The 25,755-nt window shown below is 42.8% G+C and carries 25 protein-coding genes; 9 read left to right on the top strand and 16 right to left on the bottom strand.

Annotated features, from left to right (window positions below; translation table 11 throughout):
• Positions 1 to 117: 117 nt before the first annotated feature.
• The 12 genes from MSG37_RS10365 to MSG37_RS10420 form a co-directional block, all read right to left on the bottom strand.
• Positions 118 to 993 carry an NAD(P)-dependent oxidoreductase gene (locus tag MSG37_RS10365; protein WP_248470600.1) on the bottom strand — a complete coding sequence of 292 codons (876 nt, stop codon included), beginning with the start codon at positions 991 to 993 and terminating at the stop codon, positions 118 to 120.
• Between the two features lie 145 nt (positions 994 to 1,138).
• Entirely contained in the window at positions 1,139 to 1,639 is a 501-nt protein-coding gene (locus tag MSG37_RS10370) for an acyl-CoA thioesterase (RefSeq protein ID WP_248470601.1), read from the bottom strand.
• Positions 1,640 to 1,704: 65 nt separating this feature from the next.
• Positions 1,705 to 2,073, bottom strand: a complete 369-nt coding sequence (locus tag MSG37_RS10375; protein WP_248470602.1) for a hypothetical protein — start codon at positions 2,071 to 2,073, stop codon at positions 1,705 to 1,707.
• 240 nt (positions 2,074 to 2,313) lie between these two features.
• Positions 2,314 to 3,552, bottom strand: coding sequence for a beta-ketoacyl-ACP synthase II (gene fabF, locus MSG37_RS10380; RefSeq protein WP_248470603.1), 1,239 nt, complete (start codon positions 3,550 to 3,552; stop codon positions 2,314 to 2,316).
• A 242-nt stretch (positions 3,553 to 3,794) separates the two neighbouring features.
• Positions 3,795 to 4,028, bottom strand: coding sequence for an acyl carrier protein (acpP, locus tag MSG37_RS10385; protein WP_011496723.1), 234 nt, complete (start codon positions 4,026 to 4,028; stop codon positions 3,795 to 3,797).
• Between the two features lie 159 nt (positions 4,029 to 4,187).
• Positions 4,188 to 4,934: a 3-oxoacyl-ACP reductase FabG gene (fabG, locus tag MSG37_RS10390; protein WP_248470604.1), complete on the bottom strand. Its 747-nt coding sequence runs from the start codon at positions 4,932 to 4,934 to the stop codon at positions 4,188 to 4,190.
• Between the two features lie 9 nt (positions 4,935 to 4,943).
• Positions 4,944 to 5,870, bottom strand: coding sequence for an ACP S-malonyltransferase (gene fabD / locus MSG37_RS10395; protein ID WP_248470605.1), 927 nt, complete (start codon positions 5,868 to 5,870; stop codon positions 4,944 to 4,946).
• Between the two features lie 53 nt (positions 5,871 to 5,923).
• Positions 5,924 to 6,883 (bottom strand): beta-ketoacyl-ACP synthase III, encoded by a 960-nt coding sequence (locus MSG37_RS10400; protein ID WP_248470606.1) that lies wholly within the window; start codon positions 6,881 to 6,883, stop codon positions 5,924 to 5,926.
• Positions 6,884 to 6,893: 10 nt separating this feature from the next.
• Positions 6,894 to 7,922 carry a phosphate acyltransferase PlsX gene (gene plsX / locus MSG37_RS10405; RefSeq protein WP_248470607.1) on the bottom strand — a complete coding sequence of 343 codons (1,029 nt, stop codon included), beginning with the start codon at positions 7,920 to 7,922 and terminating at the stop codon, positions 6,894 to 6,896.
• A gap of 15 nt (positions 7,923 to 7,937) precedes the next feature.
• Entirely contained in the window at positions 7,938 to 8,108 is a 171-nt protein-coding gene (gene rpmF, locus MSG37_RS10410; RefSeq protein ID WP_020913118.1) for a 50S ribosomal protein L32, read from the bottom strand.
• A 17-nt stretch (positions 8,109 to 8,125) separates the two neighbouring features.
• On the bottom strand, positions 8,126 to 8,650 hold the full coding sequence (gene yceD / locus MSG37_RS10415; protein WP_220767556.1) for a 23S rRNA accumulation protein YceD: 525 nt from the start codon (positions 8,648 to 8,650) through the stop codon (positions 8,126 to 8,128).
• A gap of 327 nt (positions 8,651 to 8,977) precedes the next feature.
• A complete protein-coding gene (locus MSG37_RS10420; RefSeq protein ID WP_248470608.1) occupies positions 8,978 to 9,169 on the bottom strand; it encodes a hypothetical protein in 192 nt (63 codons plus the stop codon).
• Positions 9,170 to 9,499: 330 nt separating this feature from the next.
• Here MSG37_RS10420 and MSG37_RS10425 point away from each other — a divergent pair, with 330 nt between their 5' ends.
• Positions 9,500 to 10,081 carry a nucleoside triphosphate pyrophosphatase gene (locus tag MSG37_RS10425; protein WP_248470609.1) on the top strand — a complete coding sequence of 194 codons (582 nt, stop codon included), beginning with the start codon at positions 9,500 to 9,502 and terminating at the stop codon, positions 10,079 to 10,081.
• Between the two features lie 225 nt (positions 10,082 to 10,306).
• Positions 10,307 to 11,671: a sensor domain-containing diguanylate cyclase gene (locus MSG37_RS10430; RefSeq protein ID WP_248470610.1), complete on the top strand. Its 1,365-nt coding sequence runs from the start codon at positions 10,307 to 10,309 to the stop codon at positions 11,669 to 11,671.
• 405 nt (positions 11,672 to 12,076) lie between these two features.
• On the opposite strand, the gene MSG37_RS10435 is transcribed toward MSG37_RS10430, so the two are convergent.
• Both MSG37_RS10435 and rluC read right to left on the bottom strand, forming a co-directional pair.
• The gene (locus tag MSG37_RS10435; RefSeq protein ID WP_248470611.1) at positions 12,077 to 12,724 is read right to left on the bottom strand and encodes an HAD-IA family hydrolase; all 648 of its coding nucleotides are present in this window, start codon (positions 12,722 to 12,724) and stop codon (positions 12,077 to 12,079) included.
• Positions 12,721 to 13,680 carry a 23S rRNA pseudouridine(955/2504/2580) synthase RluC gene (rluC, locus tag MSG37_RS10440; protein WP_248470612.1) on the bottom strand — a complete coding sequence of 320 codons (960 nt, stop codon included), beginning with the start codon at positions 13,678 to 13,680 and terminating at the stop codon, positions 12,721 to 12,723. Before rluC ends, MSG37_RS10435 begins: the two co-directional genes overlap by 4 nt.
• A 598-nt stretch (positions 13,681 to 14,278) precedes the next feature.
• Between rluC and rne the strand changes: the two genes are divergently transcribed.
• Entirely contained in the window at positions 14,279 to 17,500 is a 3,222-nt protein-coding gene (rne, locus tag MSG37_RS10445; RefSeq protein WP_248470613.1) for a ribonuclease E, read from the top strand.
• Positions 17,501 to 17,630: 130 nt separating this feature from the next.
• Entirely contained in the window at positions 17,631 to 19,190 is a 1,560-nt protein-coding gene (locus tag MSG37_RS10450) for a SulP family inorganic anion transporter (protein ID WP_248470614.1), read from the top strand.
• Positions 19,191 to 19,302: 112 nt separating this feature from the next.
• Here the strand turns inward: MSG37_RS10450 and MSG37_RS10455 are convergent, their stop codons facing one another.
• A complete protein-coding gene (locus tag MSG37_RS10455) occupies positions 19,303 to 20,211 on the bottom strand; it encodes a bifunctional methionine sulfoxide reductase B/A protein (protein ID WP_248470615.1) in 909 nt (302 codons plus the stop codon).
• A 493-nt stretch (positions 20,212 to 20,704) separates the two neighbouring features.
• On the opposite strand from MSG37_RS10455, the gene MSG37_RS10460 reads away from it, so the two are divergent.
• Both MSG37_RS10460 and ylqF read left to right on the top strand, forming a co-directional pair.
• Complete coding sequence (locus MSG37_RS10460; RefSeq protein ID WP_248470616.1) at positions 20,705 to 21,544, top strand: 2OG-Fe(II) oxygenase family protein; 840 nt, start codon at positions 20,705 to 20,707, stop codon at positions 21,542 to 21,544.
• A gap of 117 nt (positions 21,545 to 21,661) precedes the next feature.
• Complete coding sequence (gene ylqF / locus MSG37_RS10465; RefSeq protein WP_248470617.1) at positions 21,662 to 22,600, top strand: ribosome biogenesis GTPase YlqF; 939 nt, start codon at positions 21,662 to 21,664, stop codon at positions 22,598 to 22,600.
• Positions 22,601 to 22,736: 136 nt separating this feature from the next.
• Here the strand turns inward: ylqF and MSG37_RS10470 are convergent, their stop codons facing one another.
• On the bottom strand, positions 22,737 to 23,225 hold the full coding sequence (locus tag MSG37_RS10470) for a low molecular weight protein-tyrosine-phosphatase (RefSeq protein WP_248470618.1): 489 nt from the start codon (positions 23,223 to 23,225) through the stop codon (positions 22,737 to 22,739).
• A gap of 212 nt (positions 23,226 to 23,437) precedes the next feature.
• Here MSG37_RS10470 and MSG37_RS10475 point away from each other — a divergent pair, with 212 nt between their 5' ends.
• The 3 genes from MSG37_RS10475 (at position 23,438) to MSG37_RS10485 (ending at position 25,681) form a co-directional block, all read left to right on the top strand.
• Entirely contained in the window at positions 23,438 to 23,728 is a 291-nt protein-coding gene (locus MSG37_RS10475) for a hypothetical protein (protein ID WP_248470619.1), read from the top strand.
• Between the two features lie 396 nt (positions 23,729 to 24,124).
• Entirely contained in the window at positions 24,125 to 24,526 is a 402-nt protein-coding gene (locus tag MSG37_RS10480; RefSeq protein ID WP_248470620.1) for a hypothetical protein, read from the top strand.
• A 291-nt stretch (positions 24,527 to 24,817) separates the two neighbouring features.
• On the top strand, positions 24,818 to 25,681 hold the full coding sequence (locus tag MSG37_RS10485) for a hypothetical protein (RefSeq protein WP_248470621.1): 864 nt from the start codon (positions 24,818 to 24,820) through the stop codon (positions 25,679 to 25,681).
• Positions 25,682 to 25,755: the final 74 nt, after the last annotated feature.

Below are 25,755 nucleotides of genomic sequence, written 5' to 3' on the forward strand. Positions count from 1 at the left end.
AAACTTACTAAAAAAGGACCTACTAAGGTCCTTTTTACTTGGCTAAATTCACGCTAATTTAGCTTAAATTAAATTGGTTTAACTTTTGTCTAAATAGCGAAAATAAAACTGTTAACCTTAGCCTCGGTTCTTCTCGAGCTTGGCAAGTAAACTTGATGTATCCCAGCGCGAGCCACCAATTGCTTGTACTTCAGAGTAAAACTGATCGACCAAAGCTGTTAGTGGCAAATGTGAGCCATTACGGCGTGCCTCTTCAAGTGCTATCCCTAAATCTTTACGCATCCAATCAACCGCAAAACCTAAGTTATATTCGCCCTGCCACATGGTTTGATAGCGGTTTTCCATCTGCCATGACTGCGCGGCGCCTTTGCTTATCACCTCAACCACTTTTTCACCATCAAGCCCTGCGCTACGAGCAAAGTGCAGCCCTTCTGATAGCCCTTGTACTACGCCTGCAATACAAATCTGGTTAACCATTTTAGTTAACTGGCCTGCACCAACTCCTCCAAGTAACTCGACGCATCTCGCGTAAGCATCAATTACAGGCTTGGCTCTATCGAATGTAACTTGATCGCCACCGACCATCACCGTTAGCACTCCGTTTTCAGCGCCAGCTTGACCGCCTGACACTGGAGCATCCATAAATCCGATATCCAGAGCATTAGCAGCCACGGCAATTTCACGAGCAACATCAGCTGACGCGGTAGTGTGATCCACCAAAATAGTGCCCGCTTGCATACCGGCTAATATCCCTGTATCACCAAGCGTGACTTGACGTATATCGTCATCGTTACCAACGCACATAAATACGATGTCTTGCCCTTGTGCAGCTGCTTTAGGGGTAATTTCATAATAACCGCCATATTCGCTAGCCCATTGTTTAGCTTTACTTTGTGTACGGTTGTAAACGGTAACTTGATGACCATGTTTAACGAGATGCCCTGCCATGGGATAACCCATAACACCTAGACCTATAAATGCAACTTTAGCCATTATTCGTCCTATTGTAGAAATTGTAGGGGGAGATATTTTTAGATTTAGCTTATTTTAAAGACTCACCACAAAAAGAACAGTACAAAGCAGATAATAAAAAAGCTAGCCGAAAGGCTAGCTTCTGTGCGTAAACAAACTCGGCACTTTAGGGAACTTGTAACGAAGGCTGTAGATCTACATGGGCCTGCATTTCAGCACCAATCTTTTTACGCATTTCCATCAAACGTATTGCAGATTCTCGCAGTTCAATATCTGCTGGTAACTCTGGTTTCCAATCGGGCACTGCAGTGGGTGAACCTTCATCATCAACCGCTACCATCACTAACACACAGTGCGTAGTTAAGTATCTGTCTTGATCCTTAGGATCACCCGCTTTTACATCAACACCAAGGTGCATTGATGTACGACCGGTATAAATCACCTTTGCAGTCACTTCAACGATGTTGCCCACATGAATAGGCTTAACAAAACGAATACCGCCAGCATAAGCAGTAATGCAATACTTACCGCTCCAGCCGGCAGCACAAGCATATCCGGCTAAATCGATCCACTTCATCACGGCGCCGCCGTGTACTTTACCGCCAAAATTAACGTCTGCAGGCTCTGCAAGGAATCTTAATGTTAATTGTCTTTCTAAACCGGCCATATTGGACCTCAATACATTTACTTACTATTGAGTATCTTACGCCAAATTCTTTATATCAGCACCTTTTAGCCAAACTGACCGACCAAAAAGCTACCACCTAAAACCATAGGCAAGGCCAAACGGTAAACCCATAGTTGCGATGTCATTCCAAAGTACTTACCACCGTTAAACAGGGTATAAGCGGCTATACCCGCTAAAAATAACCCCATCACTTCAATACCAGCAATGACACTATTGGCATTACTGACGTCAATGGCGGTAATTAGCAATGCAAACCAAACAATACTAAACGAAGCAACTGCGGCATTGAAGGTTTTTACGCCCAATTGCAGCTCGGGTAGACGCGCTGACGATTCACCACGTATAAGCTCGTTAATATTAGCGGTGATAATGCCTAGAATAGGCATGATAGGAATAACAATTGGATTAAGCACTTTCGTGTTCCTTAGGTAAAATCTACATTGAGCTCATTGCTTGAGCTTATGCCCGCAGTATCTGCCTAAAGATCTATATTTTCTAGCGCCTTTTCAACAGATTAACTAAGGTTAATCTTGGCGTTATGCAGTGTTAATATTTGCCATAAATAGTGTGAACTTGTTCATAATTTTACTTTGCTATAGCGAATAAAAAAGCGCCTTTCGGCGCTTTAAAATAAATGTAGCTAACTGAGCTAATTATACTTTTTTGAAAAGTAGCGAGCCGTTAGTACCACCAAAACCAAATGAGTTACAAAGACCATAGTCAAATTTGTAATCACGAGCGGTGTGCGGCACAAAGTCCAAATCACAACCTTCATCAGGGTTATCTAAGTTAAGCGTTGGCGGAATAACCTGATCTTTTAGTGCAAGAATGGTAATAATTGCTTCAACAGAACCGGCTGCACCTAACAAGTGACCCGTCATAGATTTAGTTGAGCTTACGAGTAAATCGTAAGCATGATCGCCAAATACTGACTTAACCGCTGCCGCTTCAGCTTTATCCCCAGCAGGAGTTGATGTGCCGTGAGCATTGATATAACCAATCTGTTCACGGCCCACTTTAGCGTCATTAATCGCATTAACCATTGCCGCAGCTGCGCCAGCACCATCACTTGGTGGTGACGTCATATGGAATGCATCGCCGCTCATACCAAAGCCTACAAGCTCAGCATAGATAGTCGCGCCACGTGCTTTAGCATGCTCGTACTCTTCTACGACCATCACACCTGCGCCATCGCCAATAACAAAACCATCACGGTCTTTATCCCATGGGCGGCTTGCCGCTTCAGGATCGTCATTACGAGTTGATAGTGCTTTAGCAGAACCAAAGCCGCCAACAGCCAGCGGGCAAGTCACATCTTCAGCGCCGCCGGCAACCATAACATCAGCATCGCCATAAGCGATTGTACGCGCCGCAAACCCGATGTTGTGCACACCTGTAGTACAAGCAGTCGTAACAGCAAAGTTTGGACCTGTCATGCCGTATTTAATCGACAAGTGGCCAGCAATCATATTGATAATGGTACTAGGTACGAAAAATGGTGAGATCTTACGTGGTCCGCCCTTTAGCATAGCCGAATGGTTTTGCTCAATTAGCGGCATGCCGCCCATACCGGCGCCAATTGCTGTACCAACACGTGCTGGATCAAGCTTATCCATTTCAAGACCTGAGTCTTCTACAGCTTGGATCCCCGCCGCCATACCGTATTGAATAAACAAATCCATTTTACGGGCATCTTTGCGAGACATGTATTGCTCGACATCAAAATCTTTTACAGAGCCGCTAATACGGGTTGTGAATTCACTCGCATCAAATTTAGTTATCGGCGCGATACCACTCTTGCCTGAAACAAGTGCTTTCCAAGAAGAATCGACTGTATTTCCCACTGGGCTCACTAAACCTAAGCCCGTTATGACTACTCGACGTTTAGACACGCGGTCACCTTTTTACTTTCAAAATGAATAACGATGATAGCTGCAAAGAAATTGAACTACCAATACCTATCCCGCTACAACAAATACAAGGGTTGCAATGGGGAGTTGCCAGTTCTGGTTGGAGTAATACTTATCTAGGTCAATAAGTATTGGGGAAGCGAAGCTTGAAACAATAAGTCAACCAGCGGCTTTACAAACAAAAACAGGCGGCAAAAATGCCGCCTGTTTTCAAGAATTCTAGATTACTGATTCTTAGAAACGTAATCGATCGCTGCTTGAACAGTAGTGATCTTTTCAGCTTCTTCATCAGGGATCTCGGTGTCAAACTCTTCTTCTAGAGCCATAACCAACTCAACAGTGTCTAGAGAATCCGCACCTAAATCGTCAACGAAAGATGCTGCTGATTTAACGTCTTCTTCTTTAACACCTAGTTGCTCGATGATGATTTTCTTTACACGTTCTTCGATGTTGCTCATTAGTTTTCTTTCCTATTCAAATTACGCACTTGCGCAAGATTGCGAGTAGTTTATTGAATTTGGCAGACATTGCAAGCTTAACTTTCGTGGTCTAACCACAATCAAGCCTGCAGTTGATGCAGATCACCCCATGTAGGCGGTAACAGCCTGCCGTTCCCTTTAAACCATGTACATGCCGCCATTCACGTGAAGAGTTTCTCCAGTGATGTAAGCAGCAGAGTCGGACGCTAAAAAGAGGACTGCGTTTGCAATTTCCTGCGCCTGACCAAGCCTTTCCATTGGCACTTGCGACATAATAGCTTTTTGCTGGTCTTCCGTCAGCTCATCTGTCATGTCAGTCTGGATAAATCCAGGAGCAATAGCATTAACTGTAATTTGACGAGATGCAACCTCTCTTGCAAGAGATTTTGTAAATCCGATCAAACCAGCTTTAGCTGCAGAGTAGTTAGTTTGCCCTGCATTGCCCATTGTGCCTACAACAGAACCAATATTGATGATGCGTCCATTACGCTTTTTCATCATTGGTCTCATTACCGCTTTTGAGGTGCGGAACAAAGATGTTAGGTTGGTATCTAGGATATCATTCCATTCATCATCTTTCATTCGTATTAACAAATTGTCACGAGTAATACCGGCGTTATTGACTAAAATATCAACATCACCCGCTTTTTCTTTAATCGTTTCAAACAAGGCTTTTACTGAGTCGCCATCAGTCACGTTTAAAACAAGACCATGACCTTTGTCGCCTAAATAAGCTTGAATCGCTTCTGCACCGCGCTCACTTGTTGCCGTGCCAATAACCACTGCACCAGCTGAAACCAATGTTTCTGCAACTGCACGGCCAATACCACGGCTAGCGCCAGTGACTAGAGCGACTTTCCCCGTCAGATCAAAACTAATACTCATTAAATTTCCTTATGCGGTCAATGCCGTTAATGATGCTTCATCGTTTACAGCTTGCGCTGAAAGTGAGCGATTAATGCGTTTTGTTAGACCAGTTAATACTTTACCCGGTCCAATTTCAAACAAATTAGTGGTACCGTTTGACGCCATTAGCTCAACTGTTTCTGACCAGCGAACTGGGCAGTATAACTGACGAACTAGTGCGTCTTTAATCTCGTCAGCAGATGTAGGGCTTGCTACATCAACATTGTTAATCACTTTTACAGCAGGCGTATTAAACGCGATATCTGCTAATGCTTCTGCAAGTTTATCTGCTGCAGGCTTCATTAATTGACAATGTGACGGCACGCTAACTGGTAATGCAACAGCCATTTTTGCGCCGTTAGCTTTACATAAAGCAGCAGCACGCTCAACCGCGGCTTTTTCACCTGCGATAACCACTTGACCAGGGCTATTGTAGTTAACAGGGCTAACTACAGCGCCTTCTGCGGCCTCAAGGCACGCTTTAGCAATCGCGTCATTATCTAAACCGATAATGGCAAACATCGCGCCAGTTCCAGCAGGAACAGCTTGCTGCATTAATTGGCCACGCAGCTCAACAAGTTTAATTGCCGCTTCAAAATCAATCACGCCAGCACAAACTAATGCAGAGTACTCACCTAAGCTATGGCCAGCCATCACACTTGGTGCAGCTTTGCCTGATGCTAAATATGCGCGGTAAATGGCGACACTTGCAGCTAATAAAGCAGGCTGAGTCTTGTCAGTTTCATTTAATGTTTCAACTGGTCCTTCTTGAACCAATTGCCATAAATCGTAACCTAATACACTGCTTGCCTGAGCAAAGGTTTCACCGATAACTGCTTGTGAATGTGCAAGTTCGGCCAACATGCCTAATGCTTGCGAACCTTGCCCTGGGAATACAAAAGCCGTATTTTCCATATTTATCTACCTTTAAATCCGCGTCTACTTATTAAAATAAATTCGAACGTTAATTAAAAACGAACTAAAGCACTTCCCCAGGCAAATCCTGCGCCGAAGGCTTCAAGTAATAATAATTGGCCACGCTTAATACGTCCGTCTCTCACCGCTTCGTCAAGCGCAATCGGCACAGAGGCAGCAGACGTATTGCCGTGTTTAGCAAGCGTTAATACCACCTTATCTAAGCTCATATCTAGCTTTTTGGCAGTCGCTTTAATAATTCTAAAGTTCGCTTGATGCGGCACTAGCCAGTCGATTTCTGATTTTTCAACATTGTTGTGGCGCAGTGTTTCTGTCACTACATGAGATAGCTGAGTCACGGCAACTTTAAATACATCATTGCCTTTCATTGTCATATAACCAACAGCTTCCGATGTTTCACCTTTACGCGGCGGGATCGAGCACTTTAACAAATCGCCTTGACGGCCATCAGCAAAGATATGCGTTGAGATAATCCCTGGCTCTTCAGAGCGACCAACGACTGCTGCACCAGCACCGTCACCAAATAAAATGATGGTTGAGCGGTCTTCTGGCTCACATAAGCGCGACAATACGTCAGCACCAATCACAAGTACATTTCTTGCTACGCCAGACTTAACGTATTGATCAGCGACAGATAAGGCATACACAAAGCCTGAACATGCGGCTGCAATATCAAATGCAGGAATAGTGTGAATACCTAGCATGGCTTGTATTTCACATGCCGCAGCAGGAAACGCATTGCTTGCACTTGTGGTACCACAAACAATCATGTCAATCTCAGATGCGTCAATGCCTGCCATTTCAATGGCTTTAAGCGCAGCTTGGTATCCCATAGTAGCAACAGTTTCATCTGCTGCTGCGATTCGACGTTCAGAAATACCAGTACGTTCTACGATCCACTGATCAGTTGTTTCAACCATCTTTTCAAGATCGAGATTACTGCGCACTTGCACGGGTAGATAACTACCAGTACCAAGAATTTTTGTATGCATAAGGAATTTATCAGCTATTAATGTCTAAAAGAATCGACTCAAGACGATCTTCAATCATCTGTGGGAGTCGACGTTGTGCTTCGGTTACTGCCAAAGTAATTGCTTGTAAAAAAGCAGCTTCGTCTGCACACCCATGACTTTTTACTACAATTCCGCGCAATCCTATCAGACTTGCACCATTATAGTGGTCGGGGTTCATCTGATTTAACAAGGAACGTATGCGTGGCGCGATGATTTTTGAGAGAAGGCGCACAAAAAAGCCTTGGCTTAGGCTCTTTCTTAGCTGATGCACTAATAAACGTGCAATACCCTCAGAGGTTTTCAAAGTGATATTTCCAACAAAACCATCACAAACAATCACATCTACGTTGCCAGAGTAAATCTCATCACCCTCAATAAACCCGGTATAGTTTATTTGAGGAATTTGTTGCAGTAGTTGACCAGCTTGTTGAACCTGATCATTACCTTTAATTTCTTCTATGCCCACATTAAGTAAAGCGACCTTTGGCGCGACAGTTTTATCAACTGTTTCGCAAAGCACCGACCCCATGACTGCAAATTGAAATAAGGTTTCGGAGTCACAAGAAACGTTAGCACCTAAGTCTAGTAGATAAACTGGCGTATTATTTACCGCGGGTAAACAACTCACAAGTGCAGGTCGGTCAATGCCCGGTAATGTTTTAAGCAGCACTTTGGACATAGCCATTAATGCGCCTGTATTACCAGCACTTAAGCAAGCTTGAGCTTTGCCGTCACGCACTAGCTCTATGGCTAAACGCATTGAACTTTGCTTGCGGTTTCTTAAGGCGTGCACAGGTCGATCAGACATAGTCACCACTTCGGTGGTATGTTTAATCTCAATTCGGCGTGTTAATGCCGGTTCGGCAGATGCTAAATGTTCGTCTATTTGGGTTTTATCACCCACTAGTACGATTTTTAGGAGGGGGTTTAAGCGAAGTGCCTGCAAAGTTGCAGGCACTGTGATGCGGGGACCAAAGTCGCCCCCCATCGCATCTAACGCAAGCGTCAGATTTGTCATAAGGGTCTCAACAAATTACTTGTTGATAACCTTTTGACCACGGTAGAAACCGTCCGCAGTCACGTTGTGACGACGGTGAAGTTCACCACTCGTTGCATCCACAGATAATTGAGCTGTGCTCAAAGAATCGTGTGAACGACGCATTCCGCGCTTAGAACGAGATTTTTTATTCTGTTGTACAGCCATTGGCCCTGTCTCCTAGATTACTTGCTCTTCAGTTTTTCTAACACTGCAAACGGATTTGGACGCTCCTCTTGAGCGGGTTCGATCTCGCCTACAACTATGTCTTGCTTACCTAGATGACAATCTTCATTCTCATGCATGGCAATCAAAGGCATAGCAATTATCAATTCATCTTCAATCAATTGATGTAGACGAATTTCGCCAATTTCATTGCACTCAATAGGCTCATACGCATCCGGGAGCTCATCGATTTCAGCTTCAGTCTTACAAAGTCCAAAACTAAACTCGACCGTAACCTCAGTGGTAAATAGTGTCATACAACGTTGACAATCCAGAGTGAGCTCCGTCACAGCCTTCCCGTTAAGGTAGACTATCCCCTGTATATCTACGCCGCATTCAAGCGACACTGCCACGTCAGAACAGTCGCCGGCACATAATTCATTTAATCGCTTTAACTGCTTACCAGGCACCATGCCTTCATATGAAATCTGGCTACTGGCAGCGCGAACGGGATCAATTGAAACCGGTATCTTTACTGTTTGCATAAGGCGCGCATATTACCGTGAAATTCCACAAAGTCAATACCCTCATATGATTGCATTAAATTATTGCTTACTTCATCGGCTAAGTGAGTTGTTAGGTGGCCGCATTATATAAGAAAGGCGACCGTCATGACATTAATTTTCACGTACAAAATAGTCTAAGTGTTCGTAAAAGCATCGGCTTAATCGATACTTTAGAATTAATCTGCACTATTGCAGGACCAGCCCAACAGATTAACTCCATGATTAAAGATAGACCATTTACCCATTTGAGCCTGCTTTTACTGCTTATATGGCGATTAGAGACAAGATCCTAAAGGGTTAAGTTGTTCATGATTCGTCTCTTTGTATTCCAGACGCCCAGTGCACAACGACATGATCGAGCTTTGCGATAACTTCTCGAGCTAATGCCCCGAGTACCATTGCGGCTATTATAGTCGGATAAAAAGGACGACTAACATCACCGCTTAAATGCACTACAACCGACAACATAATAATGATGGCTAACCATAACTTGAACATAGATAACTCCTGTTGCAGAACGAACCTTCACAAACACAAAGACCTTGATGTGTAATCACGGCTTAAGATAGCGGAATTAGCTGTATACGAGCTTAACATGTCACGATTACATCAATTAGTATTGATAAACGATGTAATTTGACACCAGATCTAAATCTAGTTCGAATGGATTCCAGAGAACAATAGAAAAAGACTCACTGCTCCCTTGCAAGCTTTGCGCTTATTGCCCTTTTTAGCGATAATCCGCTGCGTTATAAAAACTCCGCCCATCAAAGGCGATAAACGATGGTATTGAAGCCAAGCTAACCATAAACCAATAAGGCCTATTTCATGTCCGCTCCGATTGTACTTGCATCGACCTCCCCTTTTAGACAGCAACTTCTTAAAAAACTTCAACTGCCATTTACCTGTTGTTCTCCTGAAGTTGATGAAACAGCCTTAGACAATGAGTCACCAACAGAATTAGTGTTGCGCTTAGCCAATAGTAAAGCTGCGGCTGGCCTTGAGCAGCATCCAGGGAAAGTCGTCATTGGTTCAGATCAAGTTGCTGTTATTGATGGCAAGATAATAGGTAAACCATTAAATCGTGAGACGGCAATTAAACAATTAACCGCAGCAAGTGGCAAAGCCATCACCTTTTACACCGGGCTTGCACTACACAACGGTGCTAACGGCCAACAAGATGCCATTGTCGAGCCTTTTGTAGTGCATTTTCGAACATTGACGAATAAACAGATCTGTAACTACGTTGATATGGAGCAGCCTTTTTACTGCGCTGGTAGCTTTAAAAGTGAAGGACTTGGCATTGCATTATTTGAAAAGCTTGAAGGGAAAGATCCTAATACCTTAATCGGCCTGCCTTTGATCTCACTGATTGATTTACTAAATAAGCAAGGAATTGATGTTATCTAGCAGTGGTGCAGGCTCCTCAAATTAGGAGCTTGCTGTAACAATCAAAAAATCCATTAAGCAAAAACAAAATAACCAGCAGATTAGTGCTTACTCAACTAAAATTAACCTAACAAATTTGGGGCTACGGCCACCTATGGCTGTCAGCGGGAGTATAATTCCCACGGCAAACAAAGCATTAATGCGAGTTTATCAGTTTGCCGCTGACGTAACGGTTGAGAATGGACTATGACCAACATTGAGGAAGCGTTAGCATTACTTGCTGCACCTTATACAGATGAACGCTTCTTTATCCGAGCGCTAAGCGCATTAACTTTAGTGACCCAGTGTCGCTGGGCGGGGTTTGCACGCCCATCTGAGCGTCCCGGATTTGGTGAAGTCATTGCTTTTTGTGACGGTAAAAAAAGCCTTCCTAGTTTTGAGTTTGAACTGAAAGGCTCCCCTTGCGAGCAAGTTTATTGGCAAACCGAAAAGTGCCACCTTATTTTCAGTCATGATCTACAAAATCGATTTCCAGACTTCCCGCTACTTAAGTCTCTTGACGCACATAGTTATCAAGCAGAGAAAATTGTAAACAATAATGGCAATGTACTCGGGCATATTTTCGTTTTAGATCAATTACCACAAACAGAAAATACCAAGTCAAAAGAGTTTTTCAGGCTATTAGCCCAACGTATTGGTGTTGAGTACCACCGTCATATATTGACTCAAGAACTAATACAGCATCAGGAGATGATCACCAGCTCAGAGCAATACATGTCTTTTGTCGATACTCATTACATATATAGAGTGGTTTCTAAAGGCTATGAGTCACTGTTTAACTTACCTCAAGAGCAGATAATTGGTAAGGCTGTTACAGAGTTACACGGACAGCCAGTATTTGAAGGACAAATTAAACCGTTACTCGATAGATGTTTTTTAGGAGAGCAAATAAAAACCCAAGTTTGGATCCATCCGCCCCATATTGAACAACCGATATTTCTCGATGTTCACCATAACCCTTATTATGACGCCAATGGTAAAATTAAGGGGGCTATCGTTTCGGCACATAACATTACTGAACTTGAGAATGCCAAAAGTAAAGTGGAGTTTTTAGCCAATCATGACAGCTTAACAGGGCTAGCTAATCGACGTTCATTGTTTCAACAATTTGAGCAATTACTGGCAGTAGAAAACGATAGTCCTAATAAGGTCGCCATTGCTTACATCGATATTGATGATTTTAAATCAATTAATGACAACTTCGGTCACCAGATCGGCGACTTAGTATTAAAAGAGGTTGCTAGACTACTGACTAGCATCTGTGCTCAACACGATACCGTTGCCAGAATTGGCGGAGATGAATTTGTATTGATCACAACATTTACTTGTGCGCAAACAGGCCCAAGCGGCCAAAGCTTGATCCATCGCTTACGAGAGCAATTACAACAAGCTTTATGCACCTCCTTAATTGTTGAAGGCAAGCGCATTAATGTCAGCGCCAGTATTGGCTTACATCTTGTCACCGATACTTCAGCAGAGATCTCTGCGCTAATTAGCCATGCCGACAATGAAATGTTTAAATATAAGCAAAGTAACTGCGCTCAGCGTTAGTCGCTATGATCTCAAGATTAAATTTGCGAATGCTAATTCGAGCGAAACATTGTGAGCCCATGATTAGCAACCAACTCATGCCTAAAGCGCAAATTCTTTAAGTAAAGCTAGACTAACCGAAAATGCTTTGAGTAAAAGAGCCCTAAATATAAAGTTGTCTGAATATGAATGCGCTTACTAACAGAGCTCTGACACTGAGTACAGTCAAACTAAAATCACTATTACAGCCAGTCTTTATTCAACGACAAACTCGCTGACAACTCGCTCATTCCTGCCTATCTATAGACCTGATTTAGCCAGGGTCTTAAACGAAAAAGGGCTATAACCACAGTTATAGCCCTCTAAAGATAACTAAACTCTCATGCTGAGTTGAAAACCAAAGCTAAATATCCGCTTTGTGTATAGTTAACTACAGATATTCAGCAACTGGGTCGGATGATGGATAATCGCTTTTGGTTTTGCTTGCAATAATCGAGATTCACTATGCGCACCGTAACTCACGCCTACAGAATCAACACCAGCGTTATTCGCCATATTTAAGTCATGCAACGAATCACCAACCATAAGTGCAGCCGCAGGCTTTACTTTTAGTTCTTCAAGCAATTCAAGGATCATATCAGGATTCGGTTTGCTCTTTGACTCATCTGCGCAGCGGCTCGATTCAAAGTGACGCCCAAGACCTGTTTCGTTAAGCACTCGATTTAGCCCATTACGGCCCTTACCTGTGGCAACAGCTAAACGGTAATCTCGTGCGCTCAACTCAGTTAACAACGATTCACTGCCTTCAAATAACGGGCTTGGCGTCGTGTTCAGTGTTAAGTAATGCTCTTTATACGAATTAACCATAGGTTTAAAGTCAGTAACTGGCATCAATGGATAAAGCGTTTTAAATGCTTCCTCCATAGAAAGACCAATAATATCTCTTACTGCTTGCTCAGATGGAACGTCTATCGACAGCGCATTTGCCATCTGCTGCATGCAAGTCACAATTTTACTGACAGAATCCATTAGGGTTCCATCCCAGTCAAAAATGATTAATTCGTAAGGCTTCATACTTTCTTTAACTTCTTTAAGGTTGATTCGAGTATTGGGTCAAGTGGGGCTTTAACTTGCATCACTTCTTCCGTTTCTGGATGCGTAAACTTTAATTGCGCAGCATGCAGGAATAATCGATTTAATCCCTGTGCACGCATAGAGTCGTCAAACTTCTGTTCGCTGTACTTCTCATCGCAGGCGATTGGATGGCCCGCATATTGACAATGTACACGAATTTGATGTGTTCGGCCGGTAACTGGGCTTGCCTGAACTAGCGTCGAGTCGCTGTAGCGTTGCAAGATTTTATAACGCGTCTCAGACTCTTTACCTTCTTTATTAACTCGAACAATTCGCTCACCCGATTTAAGTGTCAGCTTTAACAATGGCGCTTTAACCACTTTATCGTGAGCTTGCCACTCACCACGAACAAGCGCGACATAGTCTTTCTGCATTTTCTTATATCTAAGTTGATCATGCAGGTGACGCAAGGCACTGCGTTTTTTAGCAATCAGTAACACGCCTGAGGTTTCTTTATCTAAACGGTGAACTAGCTCTAAAAACTTTTGCTGAGTTCTTAATGAACGCATTGCTTCAATTACGCCAAACTCAACACCGCTGCCACCATGAACAGCAATACCTGAAGGCTTATTCAATACAATAAGATATTTATCTTCAAATAAGATCCGTTCTTCAAGCTGCGATACTTTAGTCAGTTTTGCTGATGGGCCCGGACGCCCTTCACTTTCGGAAACTCTTACTGGAGGCACGCGCACCACATCGCCATCGGCCAATTTGTATTCTGGCTTAATACGTTTTTTGTTTACACGTACCTCGCCTTTACGCACGATCCTATAGATCATACTTTTAGGCACGCCTTTCAGTTTGGTTAAAAGAAAATTGTCGATACGTTGTCCAACGTGGTCTTCATCAATCGTGACCATTTGAACTTGTGCTTTTGGAGATGGAGTATTCATGCTGCGCCGTTATGTATTTCGTTGCAGAGCATTGTACAACAACTCAAAAGAATTGTGCCTTTCCATTTGCTGATTTTATCTATTATTGCTATATTTCCCACGCTATCGCTGGTGTTCCATGGATAAAGTATCCTGTAGTCAGCGTTGCATGACGTTACAGCATGAGACTAAAAATGTTTATGTTTTGATAGTAAATCATTGATTTACGGGTCGTTGTATCAATAAAAAGGCCACCAATTTGCCTTCACGACTAAATCAAAGCGCAAGCCCAACTTACAACTGGTTTCTCTACTGAAAACGCCCCCAATTTCGAAGAATAATTTTAACTTGTCGTCAGACGCTACCATTTCGAATTGGCATTACCGGAAAGTATTTAAGAATTTATGGGGTTGGTTGACATTTAACAACGAATTCCTTGTTTTTTGTAAACATAAAAAAATAAGCCATAAATAGGATGCGACACGCAGCGAATGCGTCTAACAGTTATGCGCACCTTGCCTAGAGACCAGCCGTGAGGCTTCGTATTGTAATCCTAGGCCCGTAATGCAGTGAAATTTGTATCGTTTGATGACCTTATATAAAGAAGAATTACGTCATCATGAAACGGATGTTAATCAATGCGACTCAATCTGAAGAGTTGCGCGTTGCCCTTGTTGATGGGCAACAACTGTATGATTTGGATATTGAAAGCCCAGGTCATGAACAAAAGAAAGCTAATATTTATAAAGGTACCATCACACGAGTAGAGCCGTCTTTAGAAGCGGCTTTCGTTGATTACGGTGCTGAACGTCACGGCTTCCTTCCACTTAAAGAAATCGCTCGCGAATACTTTCCAAAAGGTTACTCTTTCCAAGGCCGTCCTAGCATTAAGGAAGTGGTTAAAGAAGGCCAAGAAGTTATTATTCAAATTGATAAAGAAGAACGGGGCAATAAAGGTGCCGCGCTGACTACCTTTATCAGTCTTGCAGGTTCTTACCTCGTTCTAATGCCAAATAACCCTCGCGCTGGCGGTATTTCACGTCGTATCGAAGGTGATGAGCGTACAGAACTAAAAGCTGCATTAGCAGAACTAGAAGTACCACAAGGCATGGGGCTTATCGTCCGTACCGCCGGTGTAGGTAAAGACCCAGCAGAGCTAAAGTGGGACTTAAAAGTACTGCAACACCACTGGGCCGCAATTAAAGAAGCTGCAGAAAGTGCACCAGCGCCTTTCCTTATTCACCAAGAAAGTAACGTTATTGTTCGCGCAATTCGCGACTATTTACGTCGTGATGTTGGTGAGATTTTAATTGACCACCCACGCATTTATGAACAAGCAAAAGAGCACGTTTCTCTTGTACGTCCAGACTTTGTCGAACGTATTAAGCGTTATGACGCTGAAGTGCCACTGTTTACTCATTACCAAATCGAGACTCAAATTGAGTCTGCTTTCCAACGTGAAGTGCGCCTACCATCTGGTGGCTCGATCGTTATTGATCCAACAGAAGCACTGACTTCTATCGATATTAACTCTGCCCGCGCAACTAAAGGCGGTGATATCGAAGAAACAGCCCTAAACACTAACCTAGAAGCTGCAGATGAAATTGCTCGCCAATTACGTCTACGTGACTTAGGTGGCTTAGTTGTTATCGACTTTATCGACATGACGCCTGTACGTCATCAACGTGAAGTTGAAAAACGTATGCAAGATGCCGTTCACCATGACCGTGCTCGCGTGCAGTTAGGCCGTATTTCTCGCTTTGGTTTGATGGAAATGTCTCGCCAACGTCTACGCCCTTCTCTAGAAGAATCAGCAGCTCACCTATGTCCTCGCTGTCACGGCCAAGGCACCATTCGTGGTACTGAGTCGCTAGCGCTATCTATTCTTCGTCTAATGGAAGAAGAAGCGATTAAAGAGAATACCTCGCAAATTGAAGCCGTGGTTCCTGTTGATGTTGCAGCGTTCCTATTGAACGAAAAGCGTAAAGCGATTCGTATCACTGAAAAACGTCACAATGTTGAAGTGTATGTCATTCCAGATCCAAACATGACAACACCAGACTACCGCGTAGTTCGTCACCGTAAAGATGATGAAATCAGCGAATCAAGCTACAAGTTGCTAGAAAAAGAAGAATCTAAACTTTACGAGCCACGTAAACTTGAAAGAGCAGCGTCACCTCAACCTGCACTTAAAGGATTCTCTACGCCTAAAAAAGCACTAGTAGAAGAAAGCAAACCTGCTGTCACTAAGAAAGAAGAACCAGGTTTCTTCGCTAAAATCGCTGCTGCAATTAGCTCGCTATTTACTAGCAAAGAAGAGCCAAAAGTAGAGCCAAAGAAACAAGAGAAAGACAGCCGCAATCAAGGTCGTAATAACAACCGCCGTAATAACAGCAATCGTCGCAACGATAATCGTCGTAACCGCAACGATAACGCTGAGCAAACCAAAGATAAGCGCAAGAACAACCGTAACGAAAATAATGACAACCGTTCTTCAACTGAAGAAAACAACAAGCGTCAAGCTCGTAACGAAAAGCCGCGTAAAGACAATAAAGCTGACACAACTAACGAACAGCCTAAGCAAGAAGCAGCACGTGAACGTCGTCAACGTCGTAACATGCGCCGCAAAGTTCGCGTAAACAACGAACAGCAAGAAGAAGTTAAAGCTGATGCTGTTGCAACTGAAACACAAGCACAAGCACAAGCTAAGCCATCAAATGATGACAAGCCTGCAAAACCAAAGCGTCAACCACGTAAGCCAAAGGCGAAAGTGGAACCAACTGAAGCAGCGGTAACTGAGCAAGTAGAAGTCGCTGTTGAAACTGCTACACCAGCAGTAGTTGAAACACCAAAAGCGCCTGTAGCTGAAAAGGTTGAAGCTAAAGTTGAAAAAGACACTATCGCTAATGCGGAAACAAGCGAAGAACCTGTAGGTTCAGAAGAAAACGCTCGTGAGCCACGTGATGGTCAACGCAGAAGCCGTCGTAGCCCACGTCATTTACGTGCAGCAGGCCAACGTCGCCGTCGCGATGAAGACGCACAACAAAACGATCCAAATGCGACTCCAGCATTTGAGCCAAACGTTGTTGAAGACTTCTCTGACAATACAGCTAAACCTGTAGCTGAAGAAGTTCAAGCACCTGTTGTTGTGGTTGCAGAAACTGCTGTAGAGCCAATTGAAGTTGCATCAGTGCAAATGCCAAAAGCGGAAGCACCTGTTGCTACTGAAACTGCCCAAGTAAAAGCTGAAGCACCAGTTGTGACTGAAACTACTGAAGTAAAAGCTGAAGTACCTGTTGCAACTGAAACTACTGAAGTAAAAACTGAAGCACCTGTTGCAACTGAAACAGCTGAAGTAAAAGCTGAAGCACCAGTTGTGGCTGAAACTGCTGCAGAGAAAGTTGAAGCTCCAGTTGCTACTGAAACTGTTGCAGAGAAAGTTGAAGCACCAGTTGCTACTGAAACTGTTGCAGAGAAAGCTGAAGCATCAGTTGCTACTGAAACTGTTGCAGAGAAAGCAGAAGCACCAGTTGTTACCGAAACAGTAGCCGTTGCTAAAACAGCATCTGCACCTATGGCAAGACCTGCAGCAATTGCTCCAGCCCAAGCCAAGGTAGAAGTAAAAACTGAAGCACCGGCGGAAACGCCAGTAGCAGCTAAGCCTGCAGTAAAAGCAACTAGCCGCTTTGGTTCAATGGTGATGTCAGAAACGACTAAACCAACAGTTGAAAGCAGAGAGAATATTGCAACACCTACCGGTCGCCAATATGAAGCTTCAACCGCTGAAGCAGCAAAGCCTAGAACGGCTAACACTGCAAACTCTGAAACAGTTCGTACTTAATTTAAGTTAACTGTTGCAGCTGAAAGCCATGCCTCTGGGCATGGCTTTTTTATGTTCAAACTGCCGTAATTTTGTTAGTATTCGCGGCAAATTATTATTACCACCAAAACATATATTTAACAGAGGCTAAATGTTCGATCTTATTCGTCACAAAACAGCCAGCCATAGAGCTGACTTACTTTCTGGTCTTACCGTAGCCCTTGCATTGGTTCCTGAAGCCGTCGCTTTTGCATTTGTTGCTGGCGTAGAACCTATGGTTGGCTTATACGCCGCCTTTATTATGGGCCTTATCACCGCACTAATTGGCGGTCGCCCAGGCATGATTTCAGGCGCAACTGGCGCTATGGCCGTGGTTATGGTCGCTTTAGTTGCTGAACATGGCGTGCAATATTTATTTGCAGCAGTTGTACTCGCTGGTCTTATCCAAGTTTCTGCTGGGGTATTTAAGCTAGGTAAATTTATCCGTATCGTACCCTACCCGGTGATGATAGGTTTTGTAAACGGCTTAGCGATCGTGATTTTCCTAGCGCAATTAGGTCAATTTAAAACACCTGATGCAAACGGCATCATGACTTGGTTACCACAAGATCAGCTTATTTTGATGTTAGGTTTAGTTGCCCTCACCATGGCGATTATTCAATTTTTACCTAAACTAACCACCGCGATTCCATCTTCATTAGCAGCTATTTTAACCGTAACCTTGCTAGTAACTTTTCTAAATCTTGATACCCGCACAGTGTTAGATTTTCTAAAATCAATGAGCGGTAACGACAATGCTACGATAGCAGGTAGCCTACCGACATTCTCAATCCCTGCGGTAGAGTTCAGCTTAGAAACCTTGTACATCATTCTGCCATACTCGTTAATTTTAGCTGCAGTAGGCTTAATTGAATCGTTACTAACATTAACGGTTATCGATGAAATGACAGGTACTCGTGGTCGCGGTAACAAAGAATGTATTGGTCAAGGCGTAGGTAATATCACCAGTGGCTTCTTTGGCGCTATGGGTGGCTGTGCGATGATTGGTCAATCGATGATCAACATTAACTCGGGTGGCCGCGGACGTTTATCAGGTATTACAGCGGCTGTTGCACTACTTGCCTTTATCTTATTTGGCTCTTCATTAATTGAAATGATCCCGCTAGCAGCGCTAGTCGGTGTGATGTTTATGGTTGTACTGGGCACTTTCGAGTGGGCAAGTTTCAAAGTGATGCGCAAAGTGCCTAAGCACGATGCATTTGTGATTGTACTAGTTACCATTGTGACTGTGTTTACCGACCTTGCATTTGCCGTATTTGTCGGTGTTATCGTGTCAGCACTCGTGTTTGCTTGGGAACATGCTAAGCACATCAACGTTGAAGTCAGTGAAGATCAAAACGGCTGGAAAGTATACAAGCTAAATGGTCCGTTATTCTTCGGTTCAGTTGCTGAGTTTTTAGACTTATTCCACGCCAAAACAGATCCACAAGATGTGATTGTTGATTTCCAAAACTCACGAGTTTGCGATCACTCTGCACTTGATGCAATTGATACACTTGCAGAGCGTTACGTTGGCGCAGGCAAGCGCCTGCATTTACGTCACTTAAGTAATGACTGTAAAGAACTATTAGCAAAAGCCGGTGACTTAGTTGAAGTTAACCTTATCGAAGATCCACATTACAAAGTGGCTGACGATAAGCTTGATTCTTAATCAAACAACTGTAAGACAACAAAAAAAGACAGGCTTAAGCCTGTCTTTTTTTGTTTCACGCTAATTACTGAACTGGGAAAGAGTATCCACTATCTATTCTAATAAAAAATATCTACGAGCCCTTAAGTCTATCTGCAAACAAGGCTTTTACTTTGTCGACTTTAGGTTTAACCACCATTTGGCAATATGGTTGTTCACCATTTAGCTCATAGTAATCATTATGATAAGTCTCTGCGGGAAAGAAGCCATCATAGGCAACAATCTGAGTAACAATCGGGGTTGGCCATGCCCCCACTCTGGTTAAATCGTCTATCATACTATTTGCAATCAAAGCTTGTTGCTCATTATGAATAAAAATAACTGAGCGGTATTGAGGACCAACATCATTACCTTGGCGATTCAATGTAGTTGGATCATGACTTACCCAAAACACCTCTAATAAAGATTCAAAACTGACAATACTAGGGTCAAATTCAATTTGAACAACCTCTGCATGAGCCGTATTACCACTGCAAACCGCTTTATAGTTAGCATCATTAGCCTCACCACCAGCATAACCAGATGTGACCTTGCTCACTCCTTTAATTGCAGAAAACACCGCTTCAATACACCAAAAACAGCCACCGCCAAATGTGGCTAATTCAAGCTTAGTTGTATTAGTGTCTTGCTCTAATGGCTTAAAAACCATCGAAACAGAGTTTACGCAATGGCGCACGTTTTTAGGCGTTAATAACTCGCCTTCAAACACATGGCCTAAGTGCCCTTCACACTGATTGCAAACAATTTCAACCCGTCTACCATCGGCATCTATATTACGTTTTACCGCGCCTTGAATTTCGTCATCAAAAGCTGGCCAGCCACAATGGGCATTAAACTTACTTTCAGAGCGATAAAGTGGTGCATCACATTTTTTACAGCAATAAACACCTTGGGCATCATGTTGATTATATTCGCCACTAAAAGGACGTTCTGTGCCTTTCTGTTCGATGACGTGCTTTTCAAATTCTGTCAGTTTACGCATTAAATCTCAGCCCCTTATACTATCTAGCTGCTTTACAACTATCTTAATTCTCTCAATCATCTTGGCACTGCTCAATACAGCAATGATGGTTAACATTACTTACTACTAGCAGCTACTTACCACTAGACCCAATACGTGGAGAAAAGCTTTCAAGATTACTCAATAGCTTAACTTAGTTAGCTTAAACTGTTAACTGCCGCCATAAACGCTGGTTAATACCTAAGTCTGTCATTTATCGTTAATACTAAGGCTAAAATATTTAGTCGGCGTACCAGTTACTCTGACTTAAGTGAATTACGGTGATAATTAATTGTCATTATTTTTTCGCTCACTGTTACGCCTTAAGCGATTAAATTTTATCGGCTTACTGCCTTGCCAACAAAGAGCTTTCGATAAGCGAAACAATGTTGAGTGTGATCAAGGTCACTTAGGTTTGCGCGCCGTGTTATGCACCGCTAAACTTGCCTCGGGTTTAGTAATAAGAAGAAACATAATGACACTAGAAACGATCGATTATCGCGCAAATGACGCAGCAGAAAAGTTTGTCACCTCTCTAAAAGAAACGGGCTTTGGCGTACTGACTAATCACCCTATCAACAAGCAACTTGTAGAAGATATATACCGAGAATGGCACCAATTCTTTAACTCAGATGAAAAACGCAATTATCTGTTTAAGCCAGAAACTCAAGATGGTTTCTTTCCTGCTGAAGTGTCGGAAACAGCAAAAGGCCATAGCGTTAAAGATATTAAAGAGTATTTTCATGTTTACCCTTGGGGACGTATCCCGGACTCTTTAAAAGATAATATTTTAATTTATTATGCTAGCGCCAATAGCTTAGCGGCAGAGCTTCTTGAATGGGTAGAACAATACTCCCCTGCAGACGTCAAACAAAAATTCTCAATCGCACTACCCAAAATGATTGAGAATAGTCAAAAAACATTACTACGAGTCCTGCATTATCCGCCGATGTCAGGCGATGAAGAAATGGGTGCTATCCGCGCTGCAGCCCACGAAGACATTAATCTACTTACAGTATTGCCTGCTGCAAATGAACCAGGACTACAAGTGCAGTTAAAAGATGGTACCTGGATTGACGTACCTAGCGATTTTGGCAATTTAATTATTAATATCGGTGATATGCTTCAAGAAGCATCAGGCGGTTACTTTCCGTCAACAAGCCATAGAGTCATCAACCCTGAGGGATTAGATAAAACGAAATCACGTATTTCATTGCCGCTGTTTCTGCATCCGAATCCAGAGGTTAAGCTTTCAGATAACTACACCGCCGATAGTTATTTAATGGAGCGTTTACGTGAATTAGGCGTTATTTAGCCACATTCGCACTGAATAACAGCTCAATAAGCGCCTTAGGGCGCTTTTTGTTTGTTAAACTTAAGCGTTACAAGGTAAAATCCCAGCAATTATGTAATTTGATAGTAGAGCACACACATGGCAATTCAGTGGTATCCAGGACACATGCACAAAGCACGAAAAGAGATCGAAGAGGTAATGCCTCAAGTCGATTTGGTCATCGAAGTGCTTGACGCTCGGATCCCTTACAGTAGTGAAAACCCAATGGTGCAGACGCTTCGCGGCGATAAGCCTTGTATCAAACTACTGAATAAATCTGACTTAGCCGACCCAGAAACAACCCAAGCTTGGATTGAATACCTTGAGCAAGAGCAAGGTGTTAAAGCAATGGCAATCACTACCTTGCAGGCTGGACAAGTTAAAAAAATCCCTGATTTATGCCGTAAGTTTGTGCCAAGTCGCGACAAAATTGAAAAAGATATCCGCACTATGATTATGGGGATCCCAAACGTGGGCAAATCTACCATCATCAACACCCTAGCTGGTCGAATGATTGCAAAAACCGGTAATGAGCCTGCTGTAACGAAAACTCAGCAACGTATCAACTTAAAGAACGGTATCGTACTGTCGGATACCCCAGGTATTTTGTGGCCAAAAGTTGACAACGAAAAAAGTAGCTACCGTTTAGCAGTGACTGGCGCAATTAAAGATACCGCAATGGAATATGAAGATGTTGCTATGTTTGCAGCAGAGTATTTCTTAACTGCGTATCCAGAAGCGATTGCAGAGCGTTACAAAATCAAGCAGATGCCAGGCACTGATATCGAGCTACTTGAAGCGATTGGCCGTAACCGCGGCGCATTACGCCCAGGTGGGCGCATCGACTTACATAAAGCATCAGAAGTGTTATTGCATGATTTCCGTGCAGGACGCATCGGTCAATTATCACTTGAAACGCCTGAAATGGCTGAAATAGAAAAAATTGAAGTAGCTAGATTACTGGCAGAGAAACAAGCAAAAGAAGAAGCCCGTAAAGAGCAAGAGCGCCTTAAGCGTTCGGGTAAGCGTTTTAGCTAAGGCTAGCTCATACTCTTTCAAAAAAGCGCTAATTAGCGCTTTTTTGTGTCACCGCAAAAACTAAAGGTAACAACCAACTATCCAAGCAAATGATCTGTATCTGTAATTATGGCTTTGAAACTCCAGCTGAATTAAGCTAGATACGACCTCTTTGGATCCGCTGCACTAATTGGCTACAGCTATTCTCAAGCAGATCTAACACCAGCTCAAAGCCGTCACCTTCGCCATAATAAGGGTCTGGCACTTCAGCATAAATTGCCGCGTTTTCATCAAATTCACAAAAGTCTAAAATCAAAGCTAGTTTGGACTTAAACTGTGCAGGACAAATCCGCTGTAAATCCTGAAGGTTTTGATTATCTGCTGCGAGAATTAAGTCAAAATGAGCAAAGTCTTTAAGCTCAACTTGTCTTGCTGTCATACCATCAAAATTCAAGCCGCGTTTGACACCAGTCGCAATGGAGCGTTTATCTGGTGGATTACCTTGGTGATAAGCAATGGTGCCAGCCGAATCAATCTCAATATCAAGACCAGCTTGAATCACCTTGTCTCGAAACATCGCTTCTGCAGACGGCGAGCGGCATATGTTGCCCATACATACAAATAGAACGGAGGAAATTTGTTTCATATCAGTACCCTAACCCACCTTACTGTACAAAAAATAGACCCAATAACGCAAAATAAAGACGAATAAATTCAGACGATTAAAAACTGCATTGGGGAATCCTAGGGGAATTTTGCACTAAAAAGACATAGTTTGCCATCCATGAAACTACCTATTCATTGTTACAAACAACTGAGTCAATCGACTCCCATTTACCTAATAAAATGGAGTAAACAATGAACAAGCTAAAACCAACAGCTGAAGAGCTAGATAACGAAGACATAAATTTGGACGAAAATTGCCAAATTCTGTCGCAGAAGAAAAAGAAGTTAAATAACGCACTAGCATTACTTTCTATGCTCATCGCTCAATTGCAAACCGAAGAGGATTCGCACGAGCTGGACTTTTATGAAGAGTACGAAAAACTCTACTTTGACGTTCAAAAAGGAATTTGGGCTGAGATTGATGACCCATTAGAAAGCCACATCCTCATTCACTTCGTCAGTACTTATATCGACTACATGTAATAAGATCTAATATGCAGTGAAAACTTTTCACTATTTTACAGCTAACTCAGCAAAACTCGCTTTTCTAGTTCCTACCTAGTTGTTGAACAATAAAGACAACAGGAGAACATAGATGCAAGCGAGTTTTTTAGTTCAATTAAACGCACTGGTTAGGTTACTTGATGAGGTGTCTAACAGCCTTAAAGAAGAGCTACAGTTCGCAGAACAAGACCAATTTACATTTGAGACTGAGGTGAATTTCTTAGAGTTCTCATTAAGAAAGCACCTAACCAGAACGTATATAAAACCAATACAGCAAGAACAGCTAATAACGTTTTTTCGCCAACACTTCAATAATTCGCATGCAGCAACCCTACCTACTAATGAGGACAAATCATTAGTCAATTAGGAGCCACTATGAGCGATAAGAAGTCACTTTTCATCAGAGAATATCAAAGGCAATCCAAGTCGCCCTGGAGCGACCATATCACTGTTTTGTTACTGGCTGGCCACCAAGTAACAGAAGAAGGTGATGTGGAATTAAGTTTTAGTCGATACATCTATCAACATAGAGATTCTGCTGGGAGGGTTTTGGGTATGAGTATCAGTAAATCGATACAAGAAGAACATCCAGAGCTTGATAGTCAATATCTGGAAGATTTGGATATGTACATGGTGTTACTGCTGCTCAAAGACGAAATACAAAACTTCTGCGGCTTGTTTGATGATGAATTTGAGGCGATTTTTGGATTACCACCAGAAATTTACTTCGATATCGCTGAACAACATTGGGCACAAAAATTAGAGGACAGTTTATAGCAACAACTCGCGAGCCATTGGGCTCGCTTTCTTAAGCTTTGTGGTCTTTCACTAGATTACGTAACACGGATAAAAATTAGATTAATAGACAGGCATCAATAGCATTTTGCATCGGTGTAGATAAGGCAAATCGTACATAACGACGGTCAGTGACCGAGGCTCTATTGAGCCTAAACAACAAACACTTTTACTTATTAACTATTCTGCCGTCATCACTATATATGCGGCAGTGACTTTTACGCTTGCCCAAACCGATTTGTAAGTGACGATTGCAAGTGTCTGGAACCTATTATGAACAACAAGATTAACACTGCAGTAAAGCCCCCTTATGCAAAGGAGCGACTTGAAGATACGCACCACTTAACTAAATTATCTTTAATTGAGAATGTACTCATTTTTCCAACGGGCTTAACCGTTGAGCAAGCAAAGGGCAATGCAAAAGAGCTTGAAAAGGAACAATCCCTAAGCCACACAGAGGCCATGAAGTGCATTTGTTGGGGTAATGGTATTCATAACGTGCAAAGCTTCAACGAAGCGTTGCCTCAGCTTGTAAAGTCAACGTTTGGGATTGAGCATACAGAGTTTGGTCTTTACTCAAATGACGATAGTTACACTGGCTTTTGGTGGGTTGAAGCTGGAACAACTAAATATGCAAGAGTCACGATTCCAGGTGTAGAGAATACAGAAGAAAACCTGACAGGCATGCTAGTTGATCGACTTTTACCTGTTAGAGAAGACTCCCCTAAACAAGTTAAGTTTTTACACGCCGTCAAAGACTGCCTGAATTATTTAGGGCGTGGTTACACTCTCGCTCCACATCGAAAAAGCCTTAACCAAGTTCAAGATATTTATGAAATCGACATCGATATTAAAAAGCTCATACTTGACAGCAAAGGCAATGCAGACAGGCTTTTGAGCTACGCTTTAGCTAGTTGCTATAACACACGACACACGACGGAGCTAATGATGTCACAAAGCCTTGCTGATAAAAGTGAATACCTTGAAACAACAAAGATTGACCTTGCTAACAAGTATGAACGGGAGGAGCTTGCTCGCGGTTTTCGCTACCCTCAGTTTGGCGACATGTGCATGCAACTCGATGATACGCAGAAGGACATCCTCAAGAGGCTACTCGAAAACTATCACGGCTGGTAGATAGTATTCTCAACTCTAGAAACGAAGAGGCTTGGATAAAAAACAAGCCTCATCAAATGCGCGCTTATAACAAT

The sequence above is a fragment of the Shewanella sp. 1CM18E genome, from assembly GCF_023161665.1.
Lineage (GTDB): Bacteria > Pseudomonadota > Gammaproteobacteria > Enterobacterales > Shewanellaceae > Shewanella.

Coding starts and splice junctions, on each gene's coding strand:
- MSG37_RS10365 (WP_248470600.1), bottom strand. CDS start 993: ATGGCTAAAGTTGCATTTATAGGTCTAGGTGTTATGGGTTATCCCATG.
- MSG37_RS10370 (WP_248470601.1), bottom strand. CDS start 1,639: ATGGCCGGTTTAGAAAGACAATTAACATTAAGATTCCTTGCAGAGCCT.
- acpP (WP_011496723.1), bottom strand. CDS start 4,028: ATGAGCAACATCGAAGAACGTGTAAAGAAAATCATCATCGAGCAACTA.
- fabG (WP_248470604.1), bottom strand. CDS start 4,934: ATGAGTATTAGTTTTGATCTGACGGGGAAAGTCGCTCTAGTCACTGGC.
- fabD (WP_248470605.1), bottom strand. CDS start 5,870: ATGGAAAATACGGCTTTTGTATTCCCAGGGCAAGGTTCGCAAGCATTA.
- MSG37_RS10400 (WP_248470606.1), bottom strand. CDS start 6,883: ATGCATACAAAAATTCTTGGTACTGGTAGTTATCTACCCGTGCAAGTG.
- plsX (WP_248470607.1), bottom strand. CDS start 7,922: ATGACAAATCTGACGCTTGCGTTAGATGCGATGGGGGGCGACTTTGGT.
- rpmF (WP_020913118.1), bottom strand. CDS start 8,108: ATGGCTGTACAACAGAATAAAAAATCTCGTTCTAAGCGCGGAATGCGT.
- yceD (WP_220767556.1), bottom strand. CDS start 8,650: ATGCAAACAGTAAAGATACCGGTTTCAATTGATCCCGTTCGCGCTGCC.
- MSG37_RS10420 (WP_248470608.1), bottom strand. CDS start 9,169: ATGTTCAAGTTATGGTTAGCCATCATTATTATGTTGTCGGTTGTAGTG.
- MSG37_RS10425 (WP_248470609.1), top strand. CDS start 9,500: ATGTCCGCTCCGATTGTACTTGCATCGACCTCCCCTTTTAGACAGCAA.
- MSG37_RS10430 (WP_248470610.1), top strand. CDS start 10,307: ATGACCAACATTGAGGAAGCGTTAGCATTACTTGCTGCACCTTATACA.
- MSG37_RS10435 (WP_248470611.1), bottom strand. CDS start 12,724: ATGAAGCCTTACGAATTAATCATTTTTGACTGGGATGGAACCCTAATG.
- rluC (WP_248470612.1), bottom strand. CDS start 13,680: ATGAATACTCCATCTCCAAAAGCACAAGTTCAAATGGTCACGATTGAT.
- rne (WP_248470613.1), top strand. CDS start 14,279: ATGAAACGGATGTTAATCAATGCGACTCAATCTGAAGAGTTGCGCGTT.
- MSG37_RS10450 (WP_248470614.1), top strand. CDS start 17,631: ATGTTCGATCTTATTCGTCACAAAACAGCCAGCCATAGAGCTGACTTA.
- MSG37_RS10455 (WP_248470615.1), bottom strand. CDS start 20,211: ATGCGTAAACTGACAGAATTTGAAAAGCACGTCATCGAACAGAAAGGC.
- MSG37_RS10460 (WP_248470616.1), top strand. CDS start 20,705: ATGACACTAGAAACGATCGATTATCGCGCAAATGACGCAGCAGAAAAG.
- ylqF (WP_248470617.1), top strand. CDS start 21,662: ATGGCAATTCAGTGGTATCCAGGACACATGCACAAAGCACGAAAAGAG.
- MSG37_RS10470 (WP_248470618.1), bottom strand. CDS start 23,225: ATGAAACAAATTTCCTCCGTTCTATTTGTATGTATGGGCAACATATGC.
- MSG37_RS10475 (WP_248470619.1), top strand. CDS start 23,438: ATGAACAAGCTAAAACCAACAGCTGAAGAGCTAGATAACGAAGACATA.
- MSG37_RS10480 (WP_248470620.1), top strand. CDS start 24,125: ATGAGCGATAAGAAGTCACTTTTCATCAGAGAATATCAAAGGCAATCC.
- MSG37_RS10485 (WP_248470621.1), top strand. CDS start 24,818: ATGAACAACAAGATTAACACTGCAGTAAAGCCCCCTTATGCAAAGGAG.